Raw genomic sequence first — 25826 nt, forward strand, 5'->3', positions numbered from 1 at the left:
ACACATAGTTATTCAGCAACAGTAAAAGTATATGGTTCAAAAAATGGGAAAGCAGATTTGAATAATGTTATTGCAACTAAAAAAGTAACGATTAATTTAAAAGGAAAACATAATCATAAAGATCATAATCATATGGGACATAAACCATCAAATCCTATGAATCAAGGACATATGGATAAAGGGAATATGGGAAGTCATCAAGGACATATGCATTCTGGAAATCAGGCTCAAGCACAAAGTGGGGCAATTCAGACACCTAATACGACAACGAATCTGTCAAATGGAAAAGCAGCATTACCTAATACAGGGGAATCAACAAAAAATCTAACTCTTGCAGGTATTGTTGGGCTTATATTAGTAAGTATTTTAGGCTTTTTTGGAATAAGAAAAAGAAGTAAATAATAAAAGTAAGAGCATAAGTGTTTATTAATAAAGGGCTTTGCTTGAATATTTGAATAAAATAGTGCTATACTTTTATTGTATAGCACTATTTTTATAAGAGAGGATAAATATGGGAAATAAAATTTTGTTAGTAGATGATGAAATAGAAATAACAGAAATAAATAAAAGATATCTAGAGCAGGCGGGGTATGATGTGACAATCGCTCATGATGGGATAGAGGCACTTGCGGTATTTAAAAAATTAAAAGTAGATTTGATAATTACAGATATAATGATGCCAAATATGGACGGATATGATTTTATAAGTGAGATTCAATATATAACTCCTGAACAACCTTTTTTATTTATCACAGCAAAAACGGCAGAGCCAGATAAAATTTATGCACTTAGTATGGGAGCCGATGATTTTATAATAAAACCATTTAGCCCAAGAGAGTTAGTACTCAGGGTAAGAAATATTTTACGTAGAATAAAAAAAGAAGGTAGTGCAGATGAAATAATTGTTTTAGGAGATCTTAAAATAAATCATGCTAGTAGAATGGTAGTTATTGGTGAAAAAGAATTAGATTTGACTGTGAAATCTTTTGAGTTGTTGTGGCTTTTAGTGAGCAATCCAGAGCGAGTTTTTTCAAAAACAGAGTTGTACGAAAAAATATGGCAAGAAGATTATGTAGATGATACCAATACATTAAATGTTCATATTCATGCACTTCGTCAGGATCTATCTAAATACAGTACGGAAAAAACACCAACTATAAAAACAGTTTGGGGTCTAGGTTACAAAATAGAAAAAGCTATATAAGAATTATAGTTTTAAATATGAATACAAAAGAGGGTAAAAATGAAATTAAAAAATTATATTTTGATTGGATATTTGATTTCAACATTGATCACTATAGGAGCAGTAGTTTGGGCAGTTAATAAAATGTTGATTGATACGAAAGGTACGTATTTTATTATTTCAATAACTATTGTAGCAAGTATTATAGGAGCAGTAGTTAGTTTGTTTCTGTTGTCACGCGTTTTTCGTTCTTTGGCAATTTTAAAAAATCAAGTCAATCACATTTCTGAAAAAAAATTTAATTTTGTTGCAGATGTAAAAGATCCAATAGAGTTTCATGAACTAGCTGAGGCGTTTAATGGAATGTCGAAAAATTTAAAGGAAACTTTTGAATCTTTAGACGAAAGCGAAAGAGAAAAAGGCCTTATGATTGCACAGCTATCGCATGATATAAAAACTCCTATTACCTCGATCCAAGCAACAGTAGAAGGAATATTAGATGGGGTGATAGATGAAAAAGAACGTCCACACTATTTAAGAACTATTGGACGACAAACTGAACGACTTAATAAACTAGTAGAAGAATTAAATTATTTAACACTTAATACATTTGATAAGAAAAGTGATTCTATAAAAAAAGATGTTGTTTTCCTAGACAAATTATTGATAGATTGTATGTCGGAGTTTAGACTTTTAATAGAAAAAGAAAAAAGAGATGTCTATATCAAAGTCGTTCCAGAATCGGCAAAAATAATTAGTAATTATGATAAATTATTACGTATCATAGTAAATCTTGTAAATAATGCTTTTAAGTATTCAAAAGAAGGAACAAAAATTGAAATTATTGCAGAAATAAAAAACGATAAACTTAAAATTTCTATCGTTGATGAAGGACAGGGAATACCACAAAAAGAATTAGACAACATATTCAAAAGACTCTATAGAGTGGAAACATCACGCAATTTGGAAACAGGAGGCTACGGCTTGGGACTTGCTATTGCTAAACAACTTGCACATCAACTTAATGGAGATATAATGGTAAAAAGTGAATATGGTAAGGGAAGTACATTTTCTTTAGTATTAAATGACGTGGAAACAGATATTCATAAGTAAAAAATTAATAGTAATTATATGGTTGTATAATAAAGTTAAAGCATAAGTTCATATGCCTAGGTTTATTGTACAACTTTATTTTGTACTAAATTCAATATACTCAAAAAAAATACATCACTAAATTAAGAGAAAAAACAAAAGTAACTGTTAGGAAAAATCCTAACATATTCAGAAGTATTAAATATATACTGAATGAAGATAAATAAGAATATGAATTTAAAAGAAATACATTCTCCTAAAAAATAAGAGAAACAATTATAAAAAAGCAACTTACAAAGTGATCAACAGGGTAGAAAAAATTTTGATTGCCGAATACTAGAGTGAATCTCTAATAACTTCGTTTTGAAAACTTTGAATTGGCTTCTTTAGTGATGATAACAAAAGGAAAAAATAACTAAACAAAAACTAAGTGGTTATAAAAAAACTACTTAGTTTTTTATAAAAAATAAGTTGTGTTCTAAATTTCTAAGGGAAATTAAAATATTAATCTTCTGTTATAATATTTTAATTTGAAATTTTTAAAAAGACTTAGTACAATAGTATATGATAAAGAAAATTATAGTATATTTAAAACCACATTTTTCACATAAAATACTGGTTTGAAAAAGTAATGAGATTTTAAACTTATATTTTTAATAAGGAGAAACACATGTTTATAAATGAATTCAAAACAGATATGGATGTTAGTATGTTTTTTCTATTGGACAATGTTGTTCGTGGAATTGCTGCTAGTGGGAAACCGTATTTGACATTAACATTAAAAGATAAAACAGGAAGTATAGATGGGAAAATTTGGGAAGTAAAAGAAGAAGATAGTGAAAATCTTAGTGCAGGTATTATAGTATTTATTGAAGGAACTATACTTGACTATCGTGGAAAGTTGCAACTTAAAGTAAAGAATTATCGTTTAAAATTAGAGGATGAAGACATTGATATTCAAGATTATATTCAAACAGCACCACTTCCAAAAGAGGTAATGATAAGTGAACTTAATCAGTTTTTAAAAGAAATTAACAATGTAAAGTTACGTGCAGTAACTATTGAACTTTTAAATAAATATAAAAAACAGTTTGTAAGTTATCCTGCAGCAAAATCTATGCATCATGATTTTTATTCAGGGCTTATATATCATACAACTACTATGTTAAAAGTGGCAAAATCGTTAATAGAAATTTATCCGTCGTTAAATAGGGATTTGTTGTACAGCGGAATTATCCTTCATGATTTGGGAAAAACTATTGAGTTAAGCGGTCCAATTGGAACGTCTTATACATTAGAAGGAGAACTTTTAGGTCATATAGCGATTATGAGTGATGAAATTTCAAAAACTGCTGATAAATTAGGAATAAATGGAGAAGAAATTATTTTACTTCGCCATATCGTTTTATCACATCATGGAAAATATGAATTCGGCTCTCCAAAATTACCAATGATAAAAGAAGCAGAAATTATAAATTTCATAGATAATATTGATGCCAGAATGATGATGTTTGAAAAAAATTTATCAAATGTGGAACCAGGTACATTTAGTGAAAAACTTTTTGGTCTTGAAGGAAGACATTTCTATGTTCCAACTTTTGATAAAAAAGATAAATAAAAATTATTGAAGAGTATGAATATATGTTAAATAAAAATGATAAAATAGCCATAGTAGTATGTTCAAATGGCAAAAAAATCGAAGACAAAAATAAATTGAAAAAGTTGGAAAGAGTACTAAAAAATATGGATTTGATTCCTGTTTTTAGCCAATATATTTATGAAGATTTTTTTGGTAGATCTACTTCTGCAAAAGTAAGATCAAATGAATTAATAAAATTTTTTGAAGATAAGAATATTAAAGCTATATTTGATATTTCGGGAGGAGATATAGCAAATGAAATTCTCGAATTTTTGGATTATAAAATTATAAAAGAAAACAATAAACCGTTTTTTGGATATAGTGATGTAAGTGTAATATTAAATGCAATAACGACAAAGACAGAAAATAAAACATACTTGTACCAGATTTTGAATATAATAGAATCAGAAGAAATCAGAGAAAAATTTCAAAAAAGTTTATTAGAAAATAAAGAAGATTTATTTTATTGTAGCTATAAATTTTTACAAGGGGAGACGCTTGAAGGAAAAATTGTTGGTGGAAACATAAGGTGTTTTCTTAAATTAGCAGGAACACAATATTTTCCTAATTTAGATAATAAAGTATTATTTATAGAAGGGTTAGGGACAACAATTCAAGGATTGATCACACACTTGGCTCAGTTAAAACAACTAGGAGCGTTTGAAAATATATCTGGACTTTTAATTGGAACATTTACAAAAATTGAGAGAGAATATAGTTTAAGTGATATTGAAAATATAATCAAAGACTTTGTTCCTAAAAATATACCAATAGCAAAAACTCAAGATATAGGTCATTCTAAAAATTCCCAGGTTCTCATAATAGGAAAAAATATAAGATATCAACTCTCAAAGTAAGCAAAAAACTTTGAGAGTTGTTTTGATTTTAATAAGTTTGTTAACATAAACTAATATTTAGAAAATAAAAAATGAGAAAAGCAGTCTATTTAGACTGCTTTTTAAAATTTTAAAGTATGTTAAAAAACAAATTATAATTTATACCATTTTGAAATTGCTTGAGTTCCGTTTGTATTTCTTATCTCTTCTTCAAGTTCATTATAAAGTTTATATGCAACTTCTAAACCAGGAAGACGGATATTCATTTTTTCGCATTCTTCAAGTGCTAGTCGCATATCTTTTATAAAGTGATGAATAAAAAATCCTGGTTTGAAATCTTCTTTTAGTATACGTGGTCCATAAGATGTCATAGAGAAGCTACCACCCGATCCCGTAGAAACAATTTTAAAGAAATCATCAATATTAAGTCCAACTTCTTTAGTGAATTTAAAACTTTCGGCAACAGAAATCATAGTAGTCGCGATTGCAATTTGATTAGCAAGTTTAGCATACTGTCCTTTACCAGCTTCTCCAAAGTAAGTGATATTTTTTCCTAAATGATTAACTAAAGGCAAAACATTTTTTTCAAAAATTTCTTTATCACCACCAGCCATAATAGAAAGTGTTCCATTTTTAGCACCGATATCACCACCAGTAACTGGTAAATCCAAAGCATAAGCACCAATTTTAGAAAATTCTTCGCTAATAGTTTTGGCAAGAGTAGGAGATGATGTCGACATATCAACAAAAATTTGTCCTTTTTTTGCAGTTCTAATTAATCCGTTTTCTCCCAGATAAACTTCTTCTACATCACTAGGATAACCAACCATAGAGAATGTTATATCAGCATTTAGTGGAGCTTCTTTAATTTCATTAAGAACCTTAGCACCTCTTTTTACTAAATTTTCGGTTTTGGATTTAGTTCTATTATAAACAAAAAGTTCATGCCCTGCATCTAGTAAATGACCAGCCATACTTTCTCCCATAACACCAGTACCTATCCATGCAATTTTCATAATTATCTCCTCCATATATTTTAATTTATCTTAGTTAATTATATCACAAAAAGGTGAAAACGTTCTATTTTTTAATATTAATTTAAAAGAACATATAAAAAAGTCATATTATATATTTTATAGCGAAATGATTATTAAAATAACATTGTTTGAAAGGTTACTGCTATTTATACATTTCAATTTCTAAATAAAATATGTTATAATAGTTTAGGTTAAATTTTATGAATTTAGGAGGTAGTCTTGAATAAGAGTAAATTAAAAGAATTTTTTTTATGTACAAGACCTCATAGTTATCCAGCCTCAATAGCCCCTGTGTTATTTGGAGCAACCTACGCTTTAAAATATGTTGAAAAGTTTTCGCATCTAAAATTTATAGTATTTTTGTTGGCGTGTCTACTTATTCAGGCAGCAACAAATTTATTTAATGAATATTATGACTATAAAAAAGGATTAGATAAGATAGATTCACAGGGGATATCTGGTTCAATAGTTAAGGGTAAACTTAGTGAAAAAGAGGTAATGAATGGTGCAATAGTTTTATATCTAATAGCACTTGGTTTAGGATTGATTTTAACTTTAATGAGTAGTATTTATGTTCTTTTCATTGGATTTTTATGTATGATGGTTGGTTATTTTTATACGGGAGGTAAGTATCCGATAGCTTACTCACCTTTTGGAGAGATTGTTTCTGGATTTTTTATGGGAACAGTTATTATAGCATTATCATTTTTCTTTCAAACAAGTTATATTAATTTTCCTATTATAATAGTATCTATTCCATTATTTTTATTAATAGGTGCAATACTTCTTGCAAATAATATTAGAGATTTGGATAATGATAAAATTTCTGGAAGAAAAACTTATGCTATTATGGTCGGGAAAAGAAAAGCTATTTACACATTAGCTATGGCATTTTTTGGTGTGTATACAACAAATTTAATTTTTTCATTAACAAAATTGGGCTCAGTGTTTAATTTATTAGTGTTTTTAACGATTCCTTTAGCAATAAAAATTATTAAAGGATTTAGAAACAATACTGATAAAAAAACAATGGCACCTTTTATGGTAATGACTGCAAAACTTACTATTTCTGTTGGTTTTCTTATGTCGATAGCAAATATTTTGGCATATATATTAAGGTAAATAATAGTTTAAATAAGTTTATGATATTTAATTTAGGATTTTACAAATAAAATTTCTTTTGTCAACAAAAAAAGTTGACAACTTATTTTAAAAGATATATAATAAATATTGTGTTTATGGGGTGATATTTAATGAAATGGTTAAGATCTTCGTTATTCAAAAATAATAGTGATACTTTTATTTTTGAAGAAAGAATAAATATTAACATAGAACACTATGACACATCATTAAAAAATATTAAGGATGTAGTCGTAAGTGGAAGTTTGACAAGAGGTGGACAAGATAAAATATATGTTGACATCAAGATTTGTGGAAGTTTTGATATGATTTCAGGAAAAACATTGAATAATGTTATTGTTCCATTTGAAATTGTGGAAAAAGAAGAATATATAGATAAATCTCTTTTTTCAGGAGAAGAAGTATTCGATGTAAATCTTATGGATATGTATATTGATTTAGCCCTTTTAGTTCATGAACTTATAATTCTAAATATACCAATCGCTTCATCACTAGATGAAGAGAAATTAGAGCTAGTTTCGGGTAATGACTGGGAACTTGTTTCCGAAGATTCTTTGGCAAATGTCAAAGAAAAAAAAGAGTCTCCGTTTTCAGCTCTTAATGGGTTATTTAAAGAAGAATAGGTAATTTATTTAAAATAATTGGAGGAAATTAACTATGGCAGTTCCTTTTAGAAGAACATCAAAAACAGCTAAAAGAAAAAGAAGAACTCACAAAAAACTATCTGCACCATCAATTTCTATCGATGCTACAAGCGGAAACTATGTAATGGGTCACCGTGTTGATAGAAAAACTGGTATGTATAAAGGTAGACAAGTTCTAGACGTAAAATAATTTAAATATTACCAAAACTCAAGGACTTTTCCTTGAGTTTTTTTATGATCTTGGCAGGTTATAGAGAAAGTGAATGATAATAAAAGAAAATTTTAATGATGAAATTAAGGATTTAATAAGGTATTCTAATAGTTATTTAAAGAAAATTATAATTTTATATTTTATAAATTTAATAAATAAGAAACTGACGAAAAGTAAAACAAGGTGGGTACTCAAAAAGATTAAGTTTCCACCTTGTTTTTATATTAATCTAAATAACCTAATTTTTTAATTAATTCTGCAGTTAATAGTGCACCACCTGCAGCCCCTCTTAATGTATTATGAGAAAGACCAATGAATTTATAATCAAATAAATTATCTTCTCTTAAACGCCCTAATGTAATCTGCATTCCTTTTTCGTTATCTCTATCTAGGACAGGTTGAGGTCTATCTTGCTCCTCATAATATTTAATAAATGGAGTTGGAGCTAAAGGTAATTCATATTTAGCAATTTCCGGGACATGATTTTTTATTTTTTCTATTAAAGCATCAAGTCCAGGGTTGCTTTCCAAGTTAAAAGACACACATGCTAAGTGTCCATCTAAAACTGGTACACGGATACATTGAGCTGATAAATTCATATTGTCAGTTGGTACGATTTTACCATCTTTAACTTCACCAAAGATTTTAAGTGGTTCTTTTTCACTTTTTTCTTCTTCTCCTCCAATATACGGAATAATATTTTCCACCATTTCAGGCCATTCATTAAATGTTTTTCCACTTCCTGATATTGCTTGATAAGTACAAATAGAAGCCTCTTTAATTCCATATTCCTTTATCGCATCAAAAATAGGAACATAGCTTTGGATTGAACAGTTAGGTTTAGTTACAATGAATCCTTTTTTTGAACCAAGGCGTTGTCTTTGAGCAGGAATAACATCAAGATGAGCAGAATTTATTTCTGGAATAATCATAGGAATATCATCTTTATTTCTGTTTGCAGAATTATTTGAAACGACTACAACTTCATGTTTTGCATAATCTTCTTCTAATCTAATAAGAGATTCTTTATCCAAATTAATTGCACAAAATACCATGTCAATTCCGTTAGAAATTTCATCAATTTTGTATAAATCTTCAACGATCAATTCCTTAGTATATTCTGGAATAGCTTGGTTTAGTTTCCAACGCGCTTCCATTAATTCACCATATTTTTTACCAGCAGAGCGGGGTGAAGCTGCTAATTTTATTACATCAAAGTATGGATGATTCTCCAGTAAAACTAATAAACGTTGACCTACCATTCCTGTTGCACCTAAAACGGCCACTTTTGATTTTTGCATAATTAAATTTCTCCTTTATCTATATATAATGATTTTGATTAAGACTTAACTTGATATAAAATAGTATTAGTTAATTTTTACTTAATCTAGAACTTTTGTTCCGTTTTTATCTACATTTAATAAAATTGCTTTCCAATTATATTTTAGATTAGCTAGTTCAGCAGTTATCTTTTTAATGTTATTTTTATCTTCTATTATGTTCATAAGGGTTGAACCGCTTCCTGAGATGAAAAATGCTGAACTATCAATTTTTTCACATATTGCTCTAACTTCTTTGTATTCATGAATAATTTCTTTTCTATATGGTTCATGAATCTTATCACCCATAACTTTTTTTAGAAGAGCAAGGTCATAAGTTTCAAATGCCTTAATTACAGAACCTAGTCTTGAAAGAGAATAAATTGCATCTTTTAATAATATTTCTTTAGGCATTACTTTTCTTGCTTCTTCTGTAGAAGTTTCAAAATCAGGTATTAGTGCTAAGAAATTAAATCTTTCGTCTACATTATATTTTACAGTAATAGCCTCTTTACTGTCTGTAGTGCATGACGAACTAAGACTACCAAAAATTGCTGGTGATACATTATCTGGATGACCTTCTATTTCATTGGCTATTGCAAAAATTTCTTGTTTATCAATAGGTGTATTAGTAAGCAGGTATGCACCATAAATTCCAGCAACTACACAAGTAGAACTACTGCCTAATCCTCTAGAAATTGGTACTTCATTTTGGATAGAAATTCTAACACCTGAAATATTTTTATTTAATTTTTTCAAAGTAGAAAGAAGGGTAATGTAGACTAAGTTGTTTTCATTAGCAAATCTTTTTTCGAAACCAACAAATTCGATACCGCTATCTAATGGTTCAAAATCAAATATCGTATATAATGTTAAAGCAACACCTAAACTATCAAAACCACATCCAACATTAGCTGATGTAGCAGGTACTCTAACCTTTACCATTATAAATCACCTAGTTTCTCTAAAATATATTTTTTCATATCGTTTTTTTCTATTACATCATTATGTCTAATCTCTTTTTTATCTAAGTCCTTCAGATTTTTTGGAATAGTTACTTTAGTGAGTTCATTTAACTTCTCCATAAGGATAAATTCGTCCTCATCTGAAAAGTCATTAAGTGAAGAGTAGACACTTTCTGTAAATTTATATGGTGAGGCAGTTGATAAAACGATATTTTTATGTTCTTTATCAAAATTGTCCAATAATACTTTATATGCAACTGCTGTATGAGTATCTAGTAAGTAATTATCTTTTTGATAAATCAGTTTTATTGTTTTTTTAGTATCATCATCGCTAGTATATCCAGTTTGAAATTTTTCTTGAATTTTTCTTAAGATTTCGTCACTAACTTCAAATTTTCCAGTTTCTTTTAAATTATTCATAAGTTGAGCAACATATTTATTATCGCAATCGCTAATATAATAAAGTAATCTTTCTAAATTACTAGAGATAAGTATATCCATACTTGGTGAAACAGTTTTTAGAAAATTTCTATTTCTATCATAAATTCCTGTAGTTAAAAAATCATATAACACGTTATTACTATTGCTTGCACAAATTAGTTTATTAATAGGAAGACCGATTTTATCAGCGTAATATCCAGCCAAAATATTTCCAAAATTTCCAGTAGGGACAATGAAGTTTATTTTATCTCCTAAGGTAATTTTTTCACGATTGACTAATTCTAAATAAGAAACTACATAATAAACTACTTGCGGAATAAGTCTACCTATATTAATGGAGTTTGCACTAGATAATTTGATATTTTTTTCTAATAGTTGTCTTTTAAATTCCTCATCAATAAATAATTCTTTAATACCACTCTGAGCATCATCAAAATTCCCATGAATTGCACAAACTTTTGTGTTTTCGCCTTCTTGAGTTTGCATTTGAACCTTTTGTACAGTACTAACACCATCATTAGGGTAAAAGACCATAATTTTCGTTCTATCTACATCTTTGAAACCTTCAAGAGCAGCTTTTCCAGTGTCACCACTTGTTGCAGTGAGAATTAAAATATTATTTTTATCGTTGACCTTTGTAAGAGCGATTTTTGTAAGTTGCGGAAGAAGAGAAAGTCCTATATCTTTGAATGCACTAGTTGGTCCATTAAAAAGTTCCAAAATAAAAGAATCACTAAGTTCAACTAGTGGGGTTATGGACTCGTTAGAAAATTTTCCTCTATAAGCATTTTCTACACAATATTTAATTTCTTCATTACTAAAATCAAGGAAAAGTTTTAATACTTCTTCAGCAATTTCGTAATAATTTTTTCCAATCAATTTTTCTAAATTTAATTTTTTCTTTCCTAAATCTCTTAATACGAATAGACCACCTTCTTCACTTAAACCTTGAAGAATAGCTTCACTTGGATTTATTTTTTTACTTACATCTCTTGTACTTTCGTAAATCATATAAAATCTCCTTGCTTTATCGTTGTATATATGATACAATGTTCTCTGTAAAATTACAAGTGTTTTTTACTAGAAGAATATAAAAAATTTTTATAACATTTATTTTACACTACTTTTACAAAGAAAAATAGAGAAAAATTATTTAGTTTAAAATATATTTATAACGTAGGGAACAATTTACAAAAATCCTAACTAAAAAATGTTATGATATAATTTATTAAAATAAGTTTTTTATAGCAGTAAGTTTTATTTAAAATTTTTGCAGATATACAAATAGAAATGTATAATTATTACAAAAAGGAGAAGAGTATGAAAATAGCGATTCTAGGATATGGAACAGTAGGAAGAGGAGTATATGAAATTATTAGTAACAGTGAATCTGAAGAATTAAGTGGTATAGAAGTAAAAAAAGTTTTTGCAAGAAGTCGTGATAAAATGCACTTAGCAACTAATGATATTGAGGAAATCTTAGAAGATAATGAAATTTCGTTGGTAGTAGAGTGCTTAGGCGGACTAGATCCTGCATACGATTTTATAAAAAAATCCCTTCAAAGCAAAAAGCATGTTGTTACCGCTAATAAAGCTGTCGCAGCAAAATACTTGGATGAATTTTTGGATTTAGCTAAAAAAAATAATGTGAAATTTTTATTTGAAGCAAGTGTTGGTGGAGGGATTCCTTGGCTTCAAAATTTGGAAAGAGCTAAACGAATTGACAAAATTAGTCGTGTATATGGAATATTTAATGGAACTAGTAATTATATTTTGGATAATATGTATCGTAGTAATCAAGAATTTGAAAAAACATTAAAGGAAGCACAAGAGTTAGGCTATGCAGAAGCTGATCCTAGTGCTGATATTGATGGAGGAGATGTTGTTAATAAAATTATTTTGAGTAACGCATTAGCTTTTGGTATTCATATTGCTCCAAAATTTCCTACATATTCAATGAGAAATATTACAAAAAAAGATATAGATTATTTAAAAAAATATGATTTGGCAATAAAATATATTGGCGAAACAAATGTAAAAAATAATGAGTATGAAACGTCAGTAATGTTAACTATTTTTTCAAATAACTCACCAGAAGCAGCAACATCATTAAATAATAATATAATTTCTCTTGATGGTACATCAATAGGAGAACTTAAGTTTTATGGACAAGGTGCAGGGAAGCTTCCAACTGGAAATGCCATTTTTCAAGATATTATTGATATAAATTCAAATAACATAAGAAAAGAAATTGTAATAACAAATACGTTAAATTATACTGAACAATTAACTAAGAAAAAATATTTATTACGCACAAATATAAATTTAAAGAATGAACTAGTAGAAAGTTCAGAAAGTTATCAAAATAATTTTTATATAAAAACTAAAGAAATTACTTTAGCAGATTTAAAAAAATTAGTAGAGGAATTGAAAGATAAAGAATTTATAGTAGCAAAATTTCACTAGTTAATTCATATATAGAAAATTTTTGAAAGATTTAAATATAGAATTGAAAATTTTTGAAAATAGATATAATATATAGAATAACAATATATGAAAAGGAGATTTTAATGATAAGAGTAGCAAAATTTGGAGGTAGTTCAGTTGCAAGTGCTGGACAATTTAAAAAAGTAAAAAATATAGTTGAACTTGATGATACAAGAAAATTCGTTGTAGTAAGTGCGGTAGGTAAAGCTAATAAAGATGATAACAAAGTTACTGATTTATTATATCTCTGTTACGCACATACAAAATATAATATAAATTTTGATAATATATTCAAAATGATAGAAAATAAATTCATAGCAATAGCAGAAGAATTAGATCTTAAATTTGATATAAAAAGTGAATTAGCAAAATTGAAATCTGAGATTAGTAAAGGAATTGATGAAGAATATTTGGTAAGTAGAGGAGAATATCTTACAGGATTGCTTATGGCAGAATATCTAGGTTATCATTTTGTAGATGCTAAAGATTTGATTTTTTATAACTATCAAGGAGATGTTGATTTTGAAAAAACTAAAGAAACTTTTGATGAACTCATAACAAAATATGATCGCTTGCTTATTCCAGGTTTTTATGGAAGTCGACCTAATGGAGAAATAAAAATTATGACTCGTGGCGGTGGAGATGTATCAGGAGCAATAGTAGCAAATATAGCAGAGGCTAATGTGTATGAGAATTGGACTGATGTATCTGGAATATTAATGGCAGATCCACGTATTATAGAAAAACCAAAAGAAATAGAAGTTATTAGTTATGCAGAACTTAGAGAACTTTCATATATGGGAGCAAGTGTTTTGCATGAAGAAGCTATTTTCCCAGTTCGTGATAAAGATATCCCGATTCAAATTAGAAACACTAATGATCCAAAAGCTGAGGGTACAATTATTAGTGATAATCGTCACCTTGGCTTAAAACAAATAGTCACAGGAATAGCAGGGAAAAAAGATTTTTCAATTATTACTATAAAAAAACGCCATATGGCGAATGAAGTAGGGCTAATAGGAAAGGCACTTAAGATTTTTGAAGAATTTAATGTAAGTATAGAACATATTCCAAGCGGGATAGATTCATTTTCTGTTGTTGTAGAAACTGCAAATGTACGACCATTTATTCACGAGCTAGTTGCAAAAATAAAAAATGTTATTGGAGCGGATGAGGTAAATGTTAGCCATGAAATTTCTCTAATTGCAACAGTGGGAGAAAGAATGAAAAATACTAAAGGCTTGTCGGGACGATTATTTAAAGCGTTAGGAGAAGCGGGTGTTAACATAGCTTTAATATCACAAACAAATGACGAAATAAATATTATAGTTGGAGTTCATAATGACGATTATGAAAAAACTATAAAAGCTATCTATAACGAATTCAAATAGTATATTAAAAACTTCTTAACTAGATTTAGTTAGGGAGTTTTTTTATGTTGTGGTATAATTAAGAAAAAATTATCAGGAGAAAATTTATGAAAATATTACAAATACTATGCCATCCAGATTATAATAATAAAAAAAGAATATCTAATCTTTTGGCAAAATTAGGAGAAGAAGAGCTTAGAAAAAATGATCTAACTAACATAGAAACTTTGAATTTATACTCCCCAGAATGTTATATTCCAACGATGGATAAAAATATGTTCAACTACAACAAAGAAAATTTAACAGAAACTGAACGAAAAGATAAAGTTCGTCAAGAAGAGTTGCTAAAACAATGGAAAAATGCAGAAGCTATTTTTATCTATATGCCACTTCATAATTTTAATGTAGTATCGAAATTTAAAGATTATATAGATAATATAGTAATTGTCAATGAAACTTTTAAATGCGAAATTGAAACCATGATAGGGTTAGATAATCCTAATAAAAAAGTTACATTTATAATTACTAGCGGAGGAGAATTTGATAACCATATTCAATATGTAAACCTTGATTTTGCTGTCCAATTTATGAGAGGGATACTGAGTATTTTAGGAATTAATAACATGAAATTGATTCGCGTCCAAGGGTTAGATTTAGTACGAAATAATAAAGCGGAGATAGTAGAGCAATCAAAAACAGAGTTAAAAGAATGGGTGAAAGAATTTTCTGCAAAAAATAAATAAAAATTAGAGGAGCTATCCAAAATATAGTTTTTTAATTAACATTTTGATCAGATAGTTCCTCTAATTTCATTCTTTTATTTCAAATTCGAGTTGTTTATCTTTTGAAGATAATATTTTGAATTGACCATTGGTAAGGTTTGCAATCCAATTTTGGAATTTTTCATAATCTTCTTCCATTACATAAATAGTGTAGATTATTTTATCGGCATATTCTAGATTATTAACTATAAAATTAGTTTTATTAATTTCGTATTCGATTTTTCCATTTAGACTATAATCTATTTCTACTTTAACCTCAAAAGCATCTTTTCTTTCGACGAGTGTAGCTTTTTTTAAGGTGTTTATCACTCCACCACCATAGGCACGAACTAAACCGCCAGTTCCCAGTTTTGTTCCACCATAATATCTAATAACGACAGCACAGACATTTCTTATCCCTTGCTTAACAAGGACATCAAGCATTGGTGCTCCAGCTGTACCGCTAGGTTCTCCATCATCGCTAGAACGTGTTATTTCATTATTACCTACAACATAACATGAACAAACATGTGTTGCGTCATAATGTTTCTTCTTCATTTTTTGTATAAAATCTCGAGCATCATCTTCATTTTTTATTCTAATAAGATGAGTAATAAATGTAGATTTTTTTTCTACAAACTCATCAGATGAATTTTCTTTAATGGTAATAAATTTTTTTGACATACTACCTCCAAATTTTTATATCTTTAAAATAATTATCATATATAGTCAAGAAAAAGTCAATGAATGATAATCAAAATTTATATTTACATAGTTAATTGTATTTAAAATAAAAAAGATAAGCAGAAATTTCTACTACTTATCTTTCATATTCCTCATTTAGTTGTTATTAGTTTGATTCGAATTTGTTGGACGGTTTTCATTACTTATTGTAGGATCATTTTCAAGATTGGCTTGTGTAAGTCTATCAGGAAGATTTACTAATAAATCTTCTGGTGACATTGCAGTAAGTGCTACTGGTTGATATCTAGTCACAGGAAGTAAGTTTTTCGTACGATATTCTTTAAGACCGATAGCAATACGTCCTTGATAATAAATATTAAGCAGATCAGTTGCTTTAGGAAGTTCCAAATCTAGGTTGTTTCTTAGTGCTGATGAAGCGTAAAGAAGAGAGGTTGGTTTAGGATAATAATAATATACACCATTATACATTACGTCATAACCATTTATTCTATGTGATACAATTTTAATATTCTCATTAATAAACATCTTTATAATGGAAGATATTTGTGTGGTAGTTAAATTATGTTCTACATTATTACCTGCAATATTGATTACTTCGTTGATCTTAGTAAGAGCATTTAGACTTTTTGCCTTATCGATAAGTGCGTGTATTGCTTGAAGTTGACGTTGACCACGTTCAATATCACTATCATAATATCTACTACGACAAAAAGCGAGTGCTTGTTCCCCGTTCAGAGTATGCCAACCCTTTTTCAGTGTAACTGTCCCTTGTTCTCCATTAGCGTTCTGTTCAGTCATATCAAATGGAACGTATAAGTCAATACCACCAAAAGCATCAACAGTTTGTTGGAATGCTTTGAAATTTATTAATACATAAAAATTAATTGGAGTGTTGAAGAGATTTTCGACTGCATTTACAGTTCCTTCAACTCCATTATATGAGTGTGCATGTGTAATTTTATCAAAAAAGAATGCATTATTTTTATTTTTATCTGATTTTTCTCTCATTAGTGTAAGTGAATCACGAGGGACACTGACCATATCCATGCGCCCCTTATCCTTGTTCACAGTTGCTAAAATTATAGAATCGGTACGGCTATTTTCTCTCGTTTGACCTTCAGCAGCACGTGAATCATTTTCATCAATTCCTAAAATAAGCATAGAAAATTTCTTGAAATTAGGATCAGCTTCGGTCAGGTAATCGGCTTTTTTGTAACCTTTGTTTGCTGAAGAAGAAAAGTTATATATTGTGTATCCAGCAAAAGCTACCGTGCCGAATAAAAGAACTCCTAAAATTGATAATAATATAGTTTTGAACTTTCCATTTTTCTTTTTCTCTTGTGTATGTCGTCTATTACGTCTTGACATTTTTTCATCCATAGTAAAAAAAACCCCTTTATAAAATCATTAACTTTTCCATTATACTATATATTTTTTTATTTATCTACAAAAAAGGTAACTAATTGAAACACAAAAGTAGAAATCGTTGATATTATTTCTTTTATAGATTAAAATATAATTATTGACATGTAAAAATAGGAGTTTATTATGCCAGAGTTACCAGAGGTTGAAAATATAAAATTAGGCTTAGAAGAAAGAGTAATTAATAAAAAAATTATAGGAGTTAGCTACTCAGAGATTGTAAAATCAGGACATAATTCGAAAAAATTACCAATAGTAAAACAAGATTTATTGGAATTTTCTAATGGAGTTTTAGAGAAAAAAATAGAAAAATTATCTCGAAGAGGAAAGTATTTGTACTTTATATTGAATGATGGATATATTGTTACTCATTTTGGTATGACAGGGGCATTTTTTATAGTAAGAGATTTAGCAGAAATTACAAATCACAATTATTACAAACATAGGCATGTAATATTTGATTTAGATACAAATGAAAAACTGGTTTTTAGTGATATAAGGCGATTTGGTGAATTACGATATGTAGATGAAGTAGATAGATTTAAACCATTTATCTCACTAGCACCAGAACCTTTTTCAAAAAATGCTGAAGGATATTTTCTTGCTAAACTTGATGAGAAAAAATATAATTCTCAACCAATTAAATCGCTTTTATTGGAAGGAAATGTATTTTGTGGTTGTGGTAATATTTATGCTTGTGAGGTTTTGTATCGACAAAAATTAAATCCACTTATCGAACCAAATGAATTGACAAAAAATGAGAAGAAAAAATTGTTTAAAGCATTAGTAGATATTTTAGATTTTGCAATAAAAGAAGGTGGATCTACAATTTCAGATTATGTTCACAGTGATGGTGGTGAAGGAAATATGCAAAATTTCCATCAAATTTATGGGAAAAAATTATGTCCATTAGGACATAAGGTAGAGAATATAGTTATAAAAGGAAGAGCAAGTCATTTTTGTCCTATTTGTCAAAAAAGAAAATAATTATTAAGAAGAAAGGGGATTGTATTGTGAATAGTACAATAGAGTTTATAAAAAAGTATGTAAGTATAATTTTAGGTGCAATTATTTTTGCGGCGGGATTAGAGTTTTTCCTGATTCCAAATAATATTTTAGATGGTGGAGTAATTGGTATCTCGATTATAGCTAGACATTATATCGGTTTGCCACTTGGGATATTTATCTTCGTACTAAATATTCCGTTTTTATATTTAGGGTATAAACAAATTGGAAAAGATTTTGCTATCGCTTCTGTGTTTGGAATTATAGTATTATCACTTGCTACATCATTTTTCCATCCTTATAATCCATTAATAACAGATCCATTTTTGGCATGTGTTTTTGGTGGTATTATTTTAGGAATAGGTGTGGGTCTTGTTATTAGAAATGGTGGTACACTTGATGGAAGTGAAATGTTTTCAATATATGCAACTAAGAAATTACCAATCTCAGTAGGAGAGATGGTACTTGGAATAAATATTATTATATTTATTATTTCAGGGTTTATTTTCACTTGGGAAGCTGCACTTTACTCTATGATAAGTTACTTTATAGCTTCTAAAGTCATGGACATAGTAATTGAAGGTCTTAACGACTCTAAATCGGTTATGATTATTTCTAGTAACTACGAAACAATAAGTCAAGAAATTCAAGATAGATTGGGGCGTGGAGTAACACTTCTTAATGGTGAAGGTGGATATTCTGGGACTGAAACAAAAGTTATTTTCTGTGTAATTACAAGGATAGAAGAATCTAAGATGAAGAGAATAGTTTTTAAAAATGATAAAAATGCTTTCCTTTCAATAGGAACAGTTAGTGAAGTAAGTGGTGGTAACTTTAAGAAAAAAGATATCCACTAAAACTTATGATATGGATATCTCCTAGGTTGATTATAAAAATCAATTTAGGAGATTTTTATATAATTTTAATTTATATTGGAAAAAAATTTTCAATCGAATGTCCTACATTTTTAAATGAAAAATAAATTAGTAGTATAGAAATAAAATAGCTTCTAGTACTCTTTTATGATAAAATACTATTGGGGTAAAAATTATGGAAAGAAACGTTATTAAGTATTTAAAGAATTCTCAAAAAGTTTATATTTTAAAAAGGAGAAAAAGAATAACATTCTGGCATGTATTTTTTCAAGTGATATTTTTTGTAACATTATTAAATTTACTAAGCAATGGCGAAAAATATCAAATATATTTAGCAAAATTTGATGAGAAATATGAGATTATTATATCTAGGAAAAATATTATTTTAGAAATATTAAAATTAAGAGAAGAATTTCAACCAATAAAAAAAGAATTTATTTGCGGAGAATATGTTTATAGAATAGTCGAGGAGATAATGTAATTAATTATTTTAAGCAAAAAGTTTTTAAGTATGATATAATAGCATAGATAATTTTTTATAAGGATACAAAAATGAAAATTAAAGAAATAATAGTAGTGGAAGGTAGAGACGATACTAATAGAGTAAAAGAGGCTGTAGATTGTGACACTTTTGAAACAAATGGTTCAGCTCTTACTAAAAAAAAGATAGAAAGACTAATTTATCTAGAAAAGACACGTGGTATAATCGTACTAACGGATCCAGATTATGCAGGAAAAAGAATACGGAGTATAATAGAAAAAAATATTCCAACAGCAAAACATGCGTATATTTCTAGTAAAAAAGCTGTTGATAACAAAGGAAAAATAGGGATAGAAGCGGCAAGTAAAGAGGATATAAGAGCAGCTTTGAGAAATCACTATACACCAATGTCAAATACGAAACAAGATATAACGAATGAATTATTGATAGATTTAGGTTTAGTAGGAGGAAATACTTCGAAAATTTTGAGAGAAGAACTTTGTGAAAATTTGAATATAGGCTACACAAATGCAAAGCAACTCCTAAATAAACTTAATATGTATAATATTTCCAAAGAAAAATTAATTACTGAAATGAAAAAAATAAATAAAGGATAGAAAAGATGATAGGAACACCTAAAAAGACATTTTCAATATTAAAAAAATATGGATTTACATTTAAGAAAAGTTTGGGGCAAAACTTTTTAATAGATGCCAATATATTGAATAGAATAGTAGATGGAGCAGGAGTTAATGAAAATGTTGGCGTTATAGAGATTGGACCTGGGATTGGTTCGCTAACAGAAGCACTAGCTAAAAAAGCAAAAAAAGTAATTTCATTTGAGATAGATAGTAGATTATTACCGATTTTGTCAGAAACGCTAGAGGACTATTCTAATGTTGAAGTAATAAATAAGGATATTTTAAAAGTAGATGTAGACGAAATCATAACAGAAAAAATGGCAGATTGCAGTCAAATAATGGTAGTTGCTAATTTACCGTATTATATTACTACACCTATTCTTACACATTTAATAGAAAATACACAAAAAATAGATGGGTATGTAGTAATGATGCAACGTGAAGTAGCCAATAGATTAAATGCAAAAATTGGTACAAAAGATTATAACTCATTAACGATTTTATTAAATTATTATACAAATGTAGAATATTTATTTACAGTGCCAAAAAAAGTTTTTGTTCCAGCGCCAAACGTAGAAAGTGCTGTTGTAAAAATTATGACAAAGCAAGAAAAAGAATTTGATGTGGATGGGAAATTCTTTAAATTTGTTCGTTCATGCTTTGTTCAAAGGAGAAAAACGTTACTTAATAACCTTATTTCAAGTTATGGAAAAGTAAAAAAACAAGAATTTCAGGATGCTTGCATAGAATGTGGTATAGAGAGTACGAGACGAAGCGAAACTTTATCACTTAATGAATTTTATGAATTATATAAAGAGTTTGTTCAGAAAAATATAATATAAAAGTAATAAGGAGATTATCTATGGAAGAGTTAAAAGAAATTATAACTACATTTAGGGCAAAAAGAAACTGGGAGAGCTATGATACAGAATCATCTTTGGCGAAGAGTATAGTTATAGAAGCAGCAGAGCTATTGGAGCATTTTCAATGGGAGGAAAATGAGTTTAATAAAAAAGCAGTTTGTGATGAATTAGCTGATGTTCTTATTTATTCATTATCGATGTGTTATCATATGAATGTGGATCCAAAAGCAATAATAGAAGAAAAATTAATTGACGTTGCAAGACGTTATCCAGAGAAAAAATAAACATCTGAAAATTTAAAATAAAAGTTGTAATAAATAAGATTGAACATTTTAGTCGTTAAAAGTTCAGTCTTTTTTATTTTATATTAAATTTCATAAAGAGAAATAATTTTTTTATTTAGCGACTAAAATACTATCTCAAAAGAAAGAATGTGTGCTTAATTTTAAGATTCTGCAAGTTGTTTCGATATTAACTCAAAAAAATAAATTTAAATAATAATTTTCTATATAAACATAAAATAAAAAATCGTGAAACAGAAAATATCTAGAAAAATAAAAAAAGTATTATTGATTTACGTAAAATATTAATTTGATAGATATGTATTTATAAAACTAGTAATTTTCATGTTTTTTCATATGGATTCAAAATGGATAAAAAATATAGTTTTTTGTAGCTTTTAGAGTGGAAATATGATAGAATTATGATGTATATTTATAGAAACTTATTTCATAGATATATTTATTGTTAGATTAGCAGTTATTTTAAAAATATTAAAATTATATTTCTAAATTTTTTGTAAAATAAAAGATTATGAATATAATTTTAGAACAATAGTTATATATCTAAAATTTTTAAATAAAGGAGGATAGTAAAATAAGGAAGGGAGAGTATATAGCTGAATTTAACTGCTTTACAAAATTTCATAGGGAAAAATATTATTAAAAGAGGAAAAGTAACATGAAAAATAAAAAAACACTTGCTGTGCTTGCAGGTACGGCTTTATTGTTAAATGGTGTAATGATTACTGTAGATTTACCTAAAATTTCTCATACAGCGATTGCTGAAGGTGAGGATACACCACCAGATGATGAAATAATAGAAGATGCACATCAACTGAAATTAGTTAAAGATGCAAAAGATGTTTTACAAGAGTTGGAAGATTCAAAAAATCGTGGTGATAAAGATGATGCAGAGTTTATTTTGGAAGATGATGCAGGAAAACTAAATGCTATTTTAAAAATATCTGATGAGTATAAAGTACAAAGATCAGCGCTTATTAAGCGTTACAATGAAATCTTATCTTGGTTAAATAAACCACTAGTAACAGATCCTACGCCACCAGCTCCAGTAGCTCCAACAGAAGTGGAAAAAGAAGTAACTGAAACACAGGATATTGAGTTTGCTGTAACAGAAGAACAAGATCCAACATTAGAAGAAGGTCAAAAAGTAGAAAAAACACCAGGACAAAAAGGTGTCTTAACAATCACTTATAAAGCCAAATTCAAAGATGGAAAAGAAGTGGAAGGAACACGTGTAGAAGTTAAAAGAGAAAGAACAAAAGAACCTGTAAATCAGGTAGTTCGAGTAGGAACAAAAAAAGTTGAAGAAAAAAATGTGACAGAAACACAGGAAATAGACTTTAAAGAAGTTGAAGAACAAGACTCAACATTGGAAAAAGGTCAAAGAGTGGTGAAAGTACCAGGACAAAAAGGTGTCTTAACAATTACATATAAAGTTAAGCTTGAAAATGGAAAAGAAGTTTCAAGAGAAAAAATAAAAGAAGATACTACAAAAGAACCTGTAAATCAAGTAGTTCGAGTAGGAACAAAAGAAGTTACACCGGTAGAACCAGATCCAGTGCCAACGCCAGATCCAGTGCCAACGCCAGATCCAGTACCGACGCCAGATCCAGTGCCGACGCCAGATCCAGTGCCGACGCCAGATCCAGTACCAACGCCAGATCCAGTGCCAACACCAGATCCAGTACCAACACCAGATCCAGTGCCAACGCCAGATCCAGTGCCAACACCAGATCCAGTGCCAACACCAGATCCAGTGCCAACACCAGATCCAGTGCCAACACCAGATCCAGTACCAACACCAGATCCAGTGCCAACACCAGATCCAGTACCAACACCAGATCCAGTGCCAACGCCAGATCCAGTGCCAACGCCAGATCCAGTGCCAACGCCAGATCCAGCAGAAGAGCAATGTGAAGAAGATTTATCAGTACCTGGATTAGAAGAACAGACCCCAAGATCAGAGGATAATCAGGATAAAGTGGTTAAAGATCAAGGAAATAAAAATAACGAAAAAGATTCTAAAGAAGATAAACAGTTAGAAAAAGTTAAAGAAAATAAAAAAGAAACGTTACCAAATACAGGAGTAGAGAGTAACGGAATTATAGCGGGAATAATTATGTTTGTAGTAACAAGTGTAATGGCTATATTTAGAAGAAAAAGAAATTAAAAAACTATAAAACTTATAAAAAATTAGAAAAGGGAGCTAAAATTTAATAAATGATGAAAGGATAATATTTATGAAATACAAAGATAAAGTGAGGAAATTATTTTCCATATTTTTAGCTTTTTCTTTAATAATTACAATGTTCAACGGATTGATAACTAACAATCGCGTTGCACGTGCAGAGGATGTAGTACGTGATATTTCTACAGTTAATAAAGATACACAAGTATATCAAGAGGGTTGTGATCTTGTAATTAAAACAACCCAACAAACAGAATGGTCAGTTCCAAGAAAGCCTATAGATTTAGTAATATTACAAGATGCAAGTGGATCTTTTAAAGATACTATTGGAGGAGTAAAAGAGGCATTAAAAACTTTAACTACACCAGTAGAAGCTAATCAATATGATCCAGATAGTCCAAGATTAGTATTTACGGATAAAGCAGAAACATCAGATAGAGTTATGGTGGCAAGCTACCAAGGGTTAGATGGCTATCGTGTATATGATGATTCTAGTACTGAACTTACCGATATGTGGTGGGATAGAACCTATGGAAGTTGGATAAATGGTTATCGTTCAGATACTAATTTCCAAGGTACTTGGAGACCTGGGCAATGGGCTGGCAGTCCAGGATATACACTAAATACTTCTGAGTTAACATCTGATACAAGTAAAATAAATAATTTTATTGACAGTATAAATACTTATGGTGGAACACCAACAGTACCCGCTATTGAGGATTTTATAAAAAAATATAAGGAAGCTGTTGATAAAACAACTGAAAAAATGAATAATGAAAGAAAAACAGTTTTCTTATTAATAACGGACGGAGTAGCCAATGGTGTACGATTAGAAGATGGCAAGGTGGTTATTCAATATTCGGGAAAACGTGCAGTAACACTTTTAAATAAATGGGGATTAGGTTCCATTTATTTATATCCAGAATCGTCGTCTAATATACTTGCTCGAGCAAATGAATTAAAATCAGAAGGTGAAAAATTACGTCAAGCAGTAGGGGATAATGGCTCAGTGGTTGTTGGTTTTTGGGAAGATGTTAAAGGTTTTCAAAACTACGCTCAATATGGTACAACATATCTAGAAGGTTTTAAAGATACTGGTGTGGATATTGGGGATAATCGTTCAGTTCAAGCTATTTTTTCCGAAGCATTAAGGTCGGTGGCTTCTCCTGATAAAGAAGTAAATGGGAAACCAGCAACTTTTTATGTAAATGAACAAAATGATATTAAAGCTTTTGCTGATAAAGTTCTTGCTGCTGTAGGAAATGCCTTAGTAAAAGAAAATGTTAAAGGTGATTTTACGATTACTGAGGGGTATAAAGTTAAAACGGTATCTATTAATGGAAAACAAATAGTCAAAGAAGTAACGGATAAGGAAAAACAAATTCGAGGAGAAGTAACACAAGAAGGAAATAAAGTTACTATTTCAGTGCCAGATGCAGCGTTTAATCCAGGGCATAATAAATTCGATTATGAATTAGTTAGAACTGAAGGAGCACCTGAAAGTGGTGATGAAGAAGATGAACAAACTCCACCAGATGGTTATACTCCAGGGACTGTTGAAAGAGAAGTAGGTCAACTAGTAGGTCGTTTTAGCGTGGGAAATTATCAAACAGCTGAAATAGGTTCAAGAGAAGCTAATAAAGTTCAAGTTAATTCATTAGAATATTGTTATCCAAATGCAGTAAAAACAATTACTGATAAAAATAAAGATAATGACCAAGGATCAATTAAAGATCCAATTTTAACAAAGAGAGATTCCTATGCAGCCAACTTGGATAATGTACAAGAAGAATTTAGTTATAAAGTAGACTACAGAATGAATAATATTCCATTAAATATGGAAAAGAATGCTATGTTAGTTGATCCAATAAACTATCGCCTAGAAGTACTAGATGCGTATGTTACAGATACTTTAACTGGAGAAAAATTAACTAATTTTGAAATAAGGAAAGTAAAAGATACTGACCCACAAACTAACAAAGAACGTACCATAGTGGTAGCGGATATACCGACATTACCAGGAGTAAATACAGAAACAGTAAAAGAAGGACAATACGGAGGACACAAATTTAAACGATACAGCTTACATGTAAAAGTTAAATTTAAAGATGAATATCCATTTGATGTAGATCAAAGAGAGTATATAAAAATACTACAAGAAAATGATGGATTAGGCCCACTAAACCAAGCCTTTATAAAATGGAATGGAGAGTCTAATG

General features: G+C 29.0%; 25 protein-coding genes. 19 read left to right on the forward strand and 6 right to left on the reverse strand.

All coding sequences use genetic code 11. From position 1 onward, the window contains the following. The 5 genes from H612_RS09120 to H612_RS0104335 form a co-directional block, all read left to right on the forward strand. On the forward strand, positions 1–402 hold a 402-nt coding region (locus H612_RS09120), incomplete at its 5' end, for an LPXTG cell wall anchor domain-containing protein (protein ID WP_035500308.1). 109 nt (positions 403–511) lie between these two features. Beyond that, positions 512–1204 (forward strand): response regulator transcription factor, encoded by a 693-nt coding sequence (locus H612_RS0104320; RefSeq protein WP_027130331.1) that lies wholly within the window; start codon positions 512–514, stop codon positions 1202–1204. A 39-nt stretch (positions 1205–1243) separates the two neighbouring features. Continuing rightward, complete coding sequence (locus tag H612_RS0104325) at positions 1244–2296, forward strand: sensor histidine kinase (protein WP_027130332.1); 1053 nt, start codon at positions 1244–1246, stop codon at positions 2294–2296. 649 nt (positions 2297–2945) lie between these two features. Further along, positions 2946–3893: an HD domain-containing protein gene (locus H612_RS0104330; RefSeq protein ID WP_027130333.1), complete on the forward strand. Its 948-nt coding sequence runs from the start codon at positions 2946–2948 to the stop codon at positions 3891–3893. Between the two features lie 23 nt (positions 3894–3916). Continuing rightward, a complete protein-coding gene (locus H612_RS0104335; protein ID WP_027130334.1) occupies positions 3917–4771 on the forward strand; it encodes a S66 family peptidase in 855 nt (284 codons plus the stop codon). 131 nt (positions 4772–4902) lie between these two features. Here H612_RS0104335 and H612_RS0104340 read toward each other — a convergent pair whose 3' ends face one another. Continuing rightward, the gene (locus tag H612_RS0104340) at positions 4903–5766 is read right to left on the reverse strand and encodes an NAD(P)-dependent oxidoreductase (protein WP_027130335.1); all 864 of its coding nucleotides are present in this window, start codon (positions 5764–5766) and stop codon (positions 4903–4905) included. 240 nt (positions 5767–6006) lie between these two features. Here H612_RS0104340 and H612_RS0104345 point away from each other — a divergent pair, with 240 nt between their 5' ends. The 3 genes from H612_RS0104345 (at position 6007) to rpmF (ending at position 7761) form a co-directional block, all read left to right on the forward strand. Continuing rightward, the gene (locus H612_RS0104345) at positions 6007–6909 is read left to right on the forward strand and encodes a 1,4-dihydroxy-2-naphthoate polyprenyltransferase (RefSeq protein ID WP_027130336.1); all 903 of its coding nucleotides are present in this window, start codon (positions 6007–6009) and stop codon (positions 6907–6909) included. 131 nt (positions 6910–7040) lie between these two features. Then, positions 7041–7550 carry a YceD family protein gene (locus tag H612_RS0104350; RefSeq protein ID WP_027130337.1) on the forward strand — a complete coding sequence of 170 codons (510 nt, stop codon included), beginning with the start codon at positions 7041–7043 and terminating at the stop codon, positions 7548–7550. A gap of 34 nt (positions 7551–7584) precedes the next feature. Further along, positions 7585–7761 carry a 50S ribosomal protein L32 gene (rpmF, locus tag H612_RS0104355; protein ID WP_006363526.1) on the forward strand — a complete coding sequence of 59 codons (177 nt, stop codon included), beginning with the start codon at positions 7585–7587 and terminating at the stop codon, positions 7759–7761. Positions 7762–8006: 245 nt separating this feature from the next. On the opposite strand, the gene asd is transcribed toward rpmF, so the two are convergent. The 3 genes from asd to thrC all read right to left on the reverse strand — a co-directional run bounded on the left by asd (position 8007) and on the right by thrC (position 11518). Further along, positions 8007–9083, reverse strand: coding sequence for an aspartate-semialdehyde dehydrogenase (asd, locus tag H612_RS0104365; RefSeq protein WP_027130339.1), 1077 nt, complete (start codon positions 9081–9083; stop codon positions 8007–8009). Positions 9084–9164: 81 nt separating this feature from the next. Continuing rightward, the gene (thrB, locus tag H612_RS0104370; protein ID WP_027130340.1) at positions 9165–10046 is read right to left on the reverse strand and encodes a homoserine kinase; all 882 of its coding nucleotides are present in this window, start codon (positions 10044–10046) and stop codon (positions 9165–9167) included. Further along, positions 10046–11518, reverse strand: a complete 1473-nt coding sequence (gene thrC, locus H612_RS0104375) for a threonine synthase (RefSeq protein ID WP_027130341.1) — start codon at positions 11516–11518, stop codon at positions 10046–10048. Before thrC ends, thrB begins: the two co-directional genes overlap by 1 nt. A 309-nt stretch (positions 11519–11827) precedes the next feature. On the opposite strand from thrC, the gene H612_RS0104380 reads away from it, so the two are divergent. The 3 genes from H612_RS0104380 to H612_RS0104390 all read left to right on the forward strand — a co-directional run bounded on the left by H612_RS0104380 (position 11828) and on the right by H612_RS0104390 (position 15107). Then, positions 11828–12973: a homoserine dehydrogenase gene (locus tag H612_RS0104380; RefSeq protein WP_027130342.1), complete on the forward strand. Its 1146-nt coding sequence runs from the start codon at positions 11828–11830 to the stop codon at positions 12971–12973. A gap of 104 nt (positions 12974–13077) precedes the next feature. Next, positions 13078–14385 carry an aspartate kinase gene (locus H612_RS0104385; protein ID WP_027130343.1) on the forward strand — a complete coding sequence of 436 codons (1308 nt, stop codon included), beginning with the start codon at positions 13078–13080 and terminating at the stop codon, positions 14383–14385. 86 nt (positions 14386–14471) lie between these two features. Next, positions 14472–15107: an NAD(P)H-dependent oxidoreductase gene (locus tag H612_RS0104390; RefSeq protein ID WP_027130344.1), complete on the forward strand. Its 636-nt coding sequence runs from the start codon at positions 14472–14474 to the stop codon at positions 15105–15107. A 66-nt stretch (positions 15108–15173) separates the two neighbouring features. On the opposite strand, the gene H612_RS0104395 is transcribed toward H612_RS0104390, so the two are convergent. Further along, positions 15174–15809, reverse strand: a complete 636-nt coding sequence (locus H612_RS0104395; protein ID WP_027130345.1) for a YigZ family protein — start codon at positions 15807–15809, stop codon at positions 15174–15176. Positions 15810–15965: 156 nt separating this feature from the next. Beyond that, positions 15966–17210 (reverse strand): LCP family protein, encoded by a 1245-nt coding sequence (locus tag H612_RS0104400; protein WP_027130346.1) that lies wholly within the window; start codon positions 17208–17210, stop codon positions 15966–15968. 168 nt (positions 17211–17378) lie between these two features. On the opposite strand from H612_RS0104400, the gene mutM reads away from it, so the two are divergent. The 8 genes from mutM to H612_RS09125 form a co-directional block, all read left to right on the forward strand. After that, positions 17379–18239, forward strand: a complete 861-nt coding sequence (mutM, locus tag H612_RS0104405; RefSeq protein WP_027130347.1) for a bifunctional DNA-formamidopyrimidine glycosylase/DNA-(apurinic or apyrimidinic site) lyase — start codon at positions 17379–17381, stop codon at positions 18237–18239. 26 nt (positions 18240–18265) lie between these two features. Then, positions 18266–19114: a YitT family protein gene (locus H612_RS0104410; protein WP_027130348.1), complete on the forward strand. Its 849-nt coding sequence runs from the start codon at positions 18266–18268 to the stop codon at positions 19112–19114. Positions 19115–19307: 193 nt separating this feature from the next. Continuing rightward, positions 19308–19613, forward strand: a complete 306-nt coding sequence (locus tag H612_RS0104415) for a hypothetical protein (protein ID WP_027130349.1) — start codon at positions 19308–19310, stop codon at positions 19611–19613. Positions 19614–19684: 71 nt separating this feature from the next. Next, positions 19685–20230: a ribonuclease M5 gene (gene rnmV / locus H612_RS0104420; protein WP_027130350.1), complete on the forward strand. Its 546-nt coding sequence runs from the start codon at positions 19685–19687 to the stop codon at positions 20228–20230. A gap of 5 nt (positions 20231–20235) precedes the next feature. Continuing rightward, positions 20236–21096: a 16S rRNA (adenine(1518)-N(6)/adenine(1519)-N(6))-dimethyltransferase RsmA gene (gene rsmA / locus H612_RS0104425; RefSeq protein WP_027130351.1), complete on the forward strand. Its 861-nt coding sequence runs from the start codon at positions 20236–20238 to the stop codon at positions 21094–21096. Between the two features lie 5 nt (positions 21097–21101). Then, on the forward strand, positions 21102–21401 hold the full coding sequence (locus H612_RS0104430) for a nucleotide pyrophosphohydrolase (protein WP_281170292.1): 300 nt from the start codon (positions 21102–21104) through the stop codon (positions 21399–21401). Between the two features lie 676 nt (positions 21402–22077). Then, positions 22078–23589, forward strand: coding sequence for an LPXTG cell wall anchor domain-containing protein (locus tag H612_RS0104435; protein WP_027130353.1), 1512 nt, complete (start codon positions 22078–22080; stop codon positions 23587–23589). 70 nt (positions 23590–23659) lie between these two features. Further along, positions 23660–25826, forward strand: a 2167-nt coding sequence (locus tag H612_RS09125) for a hypothetical protein (RefSeq protein ID WP_035500311.1), incomplete at its 3' end; no start/stop codon positions are given.

The sequence above is a fragment of the Gemella cuniculi DSM 15828 genome (assembly GCF_000425665.1).
Lineage (GTDB): Bacteria > Bacillota > Bacilli > Staphylococcales > Gemellaceae > Gemella > Gemella cuniculi.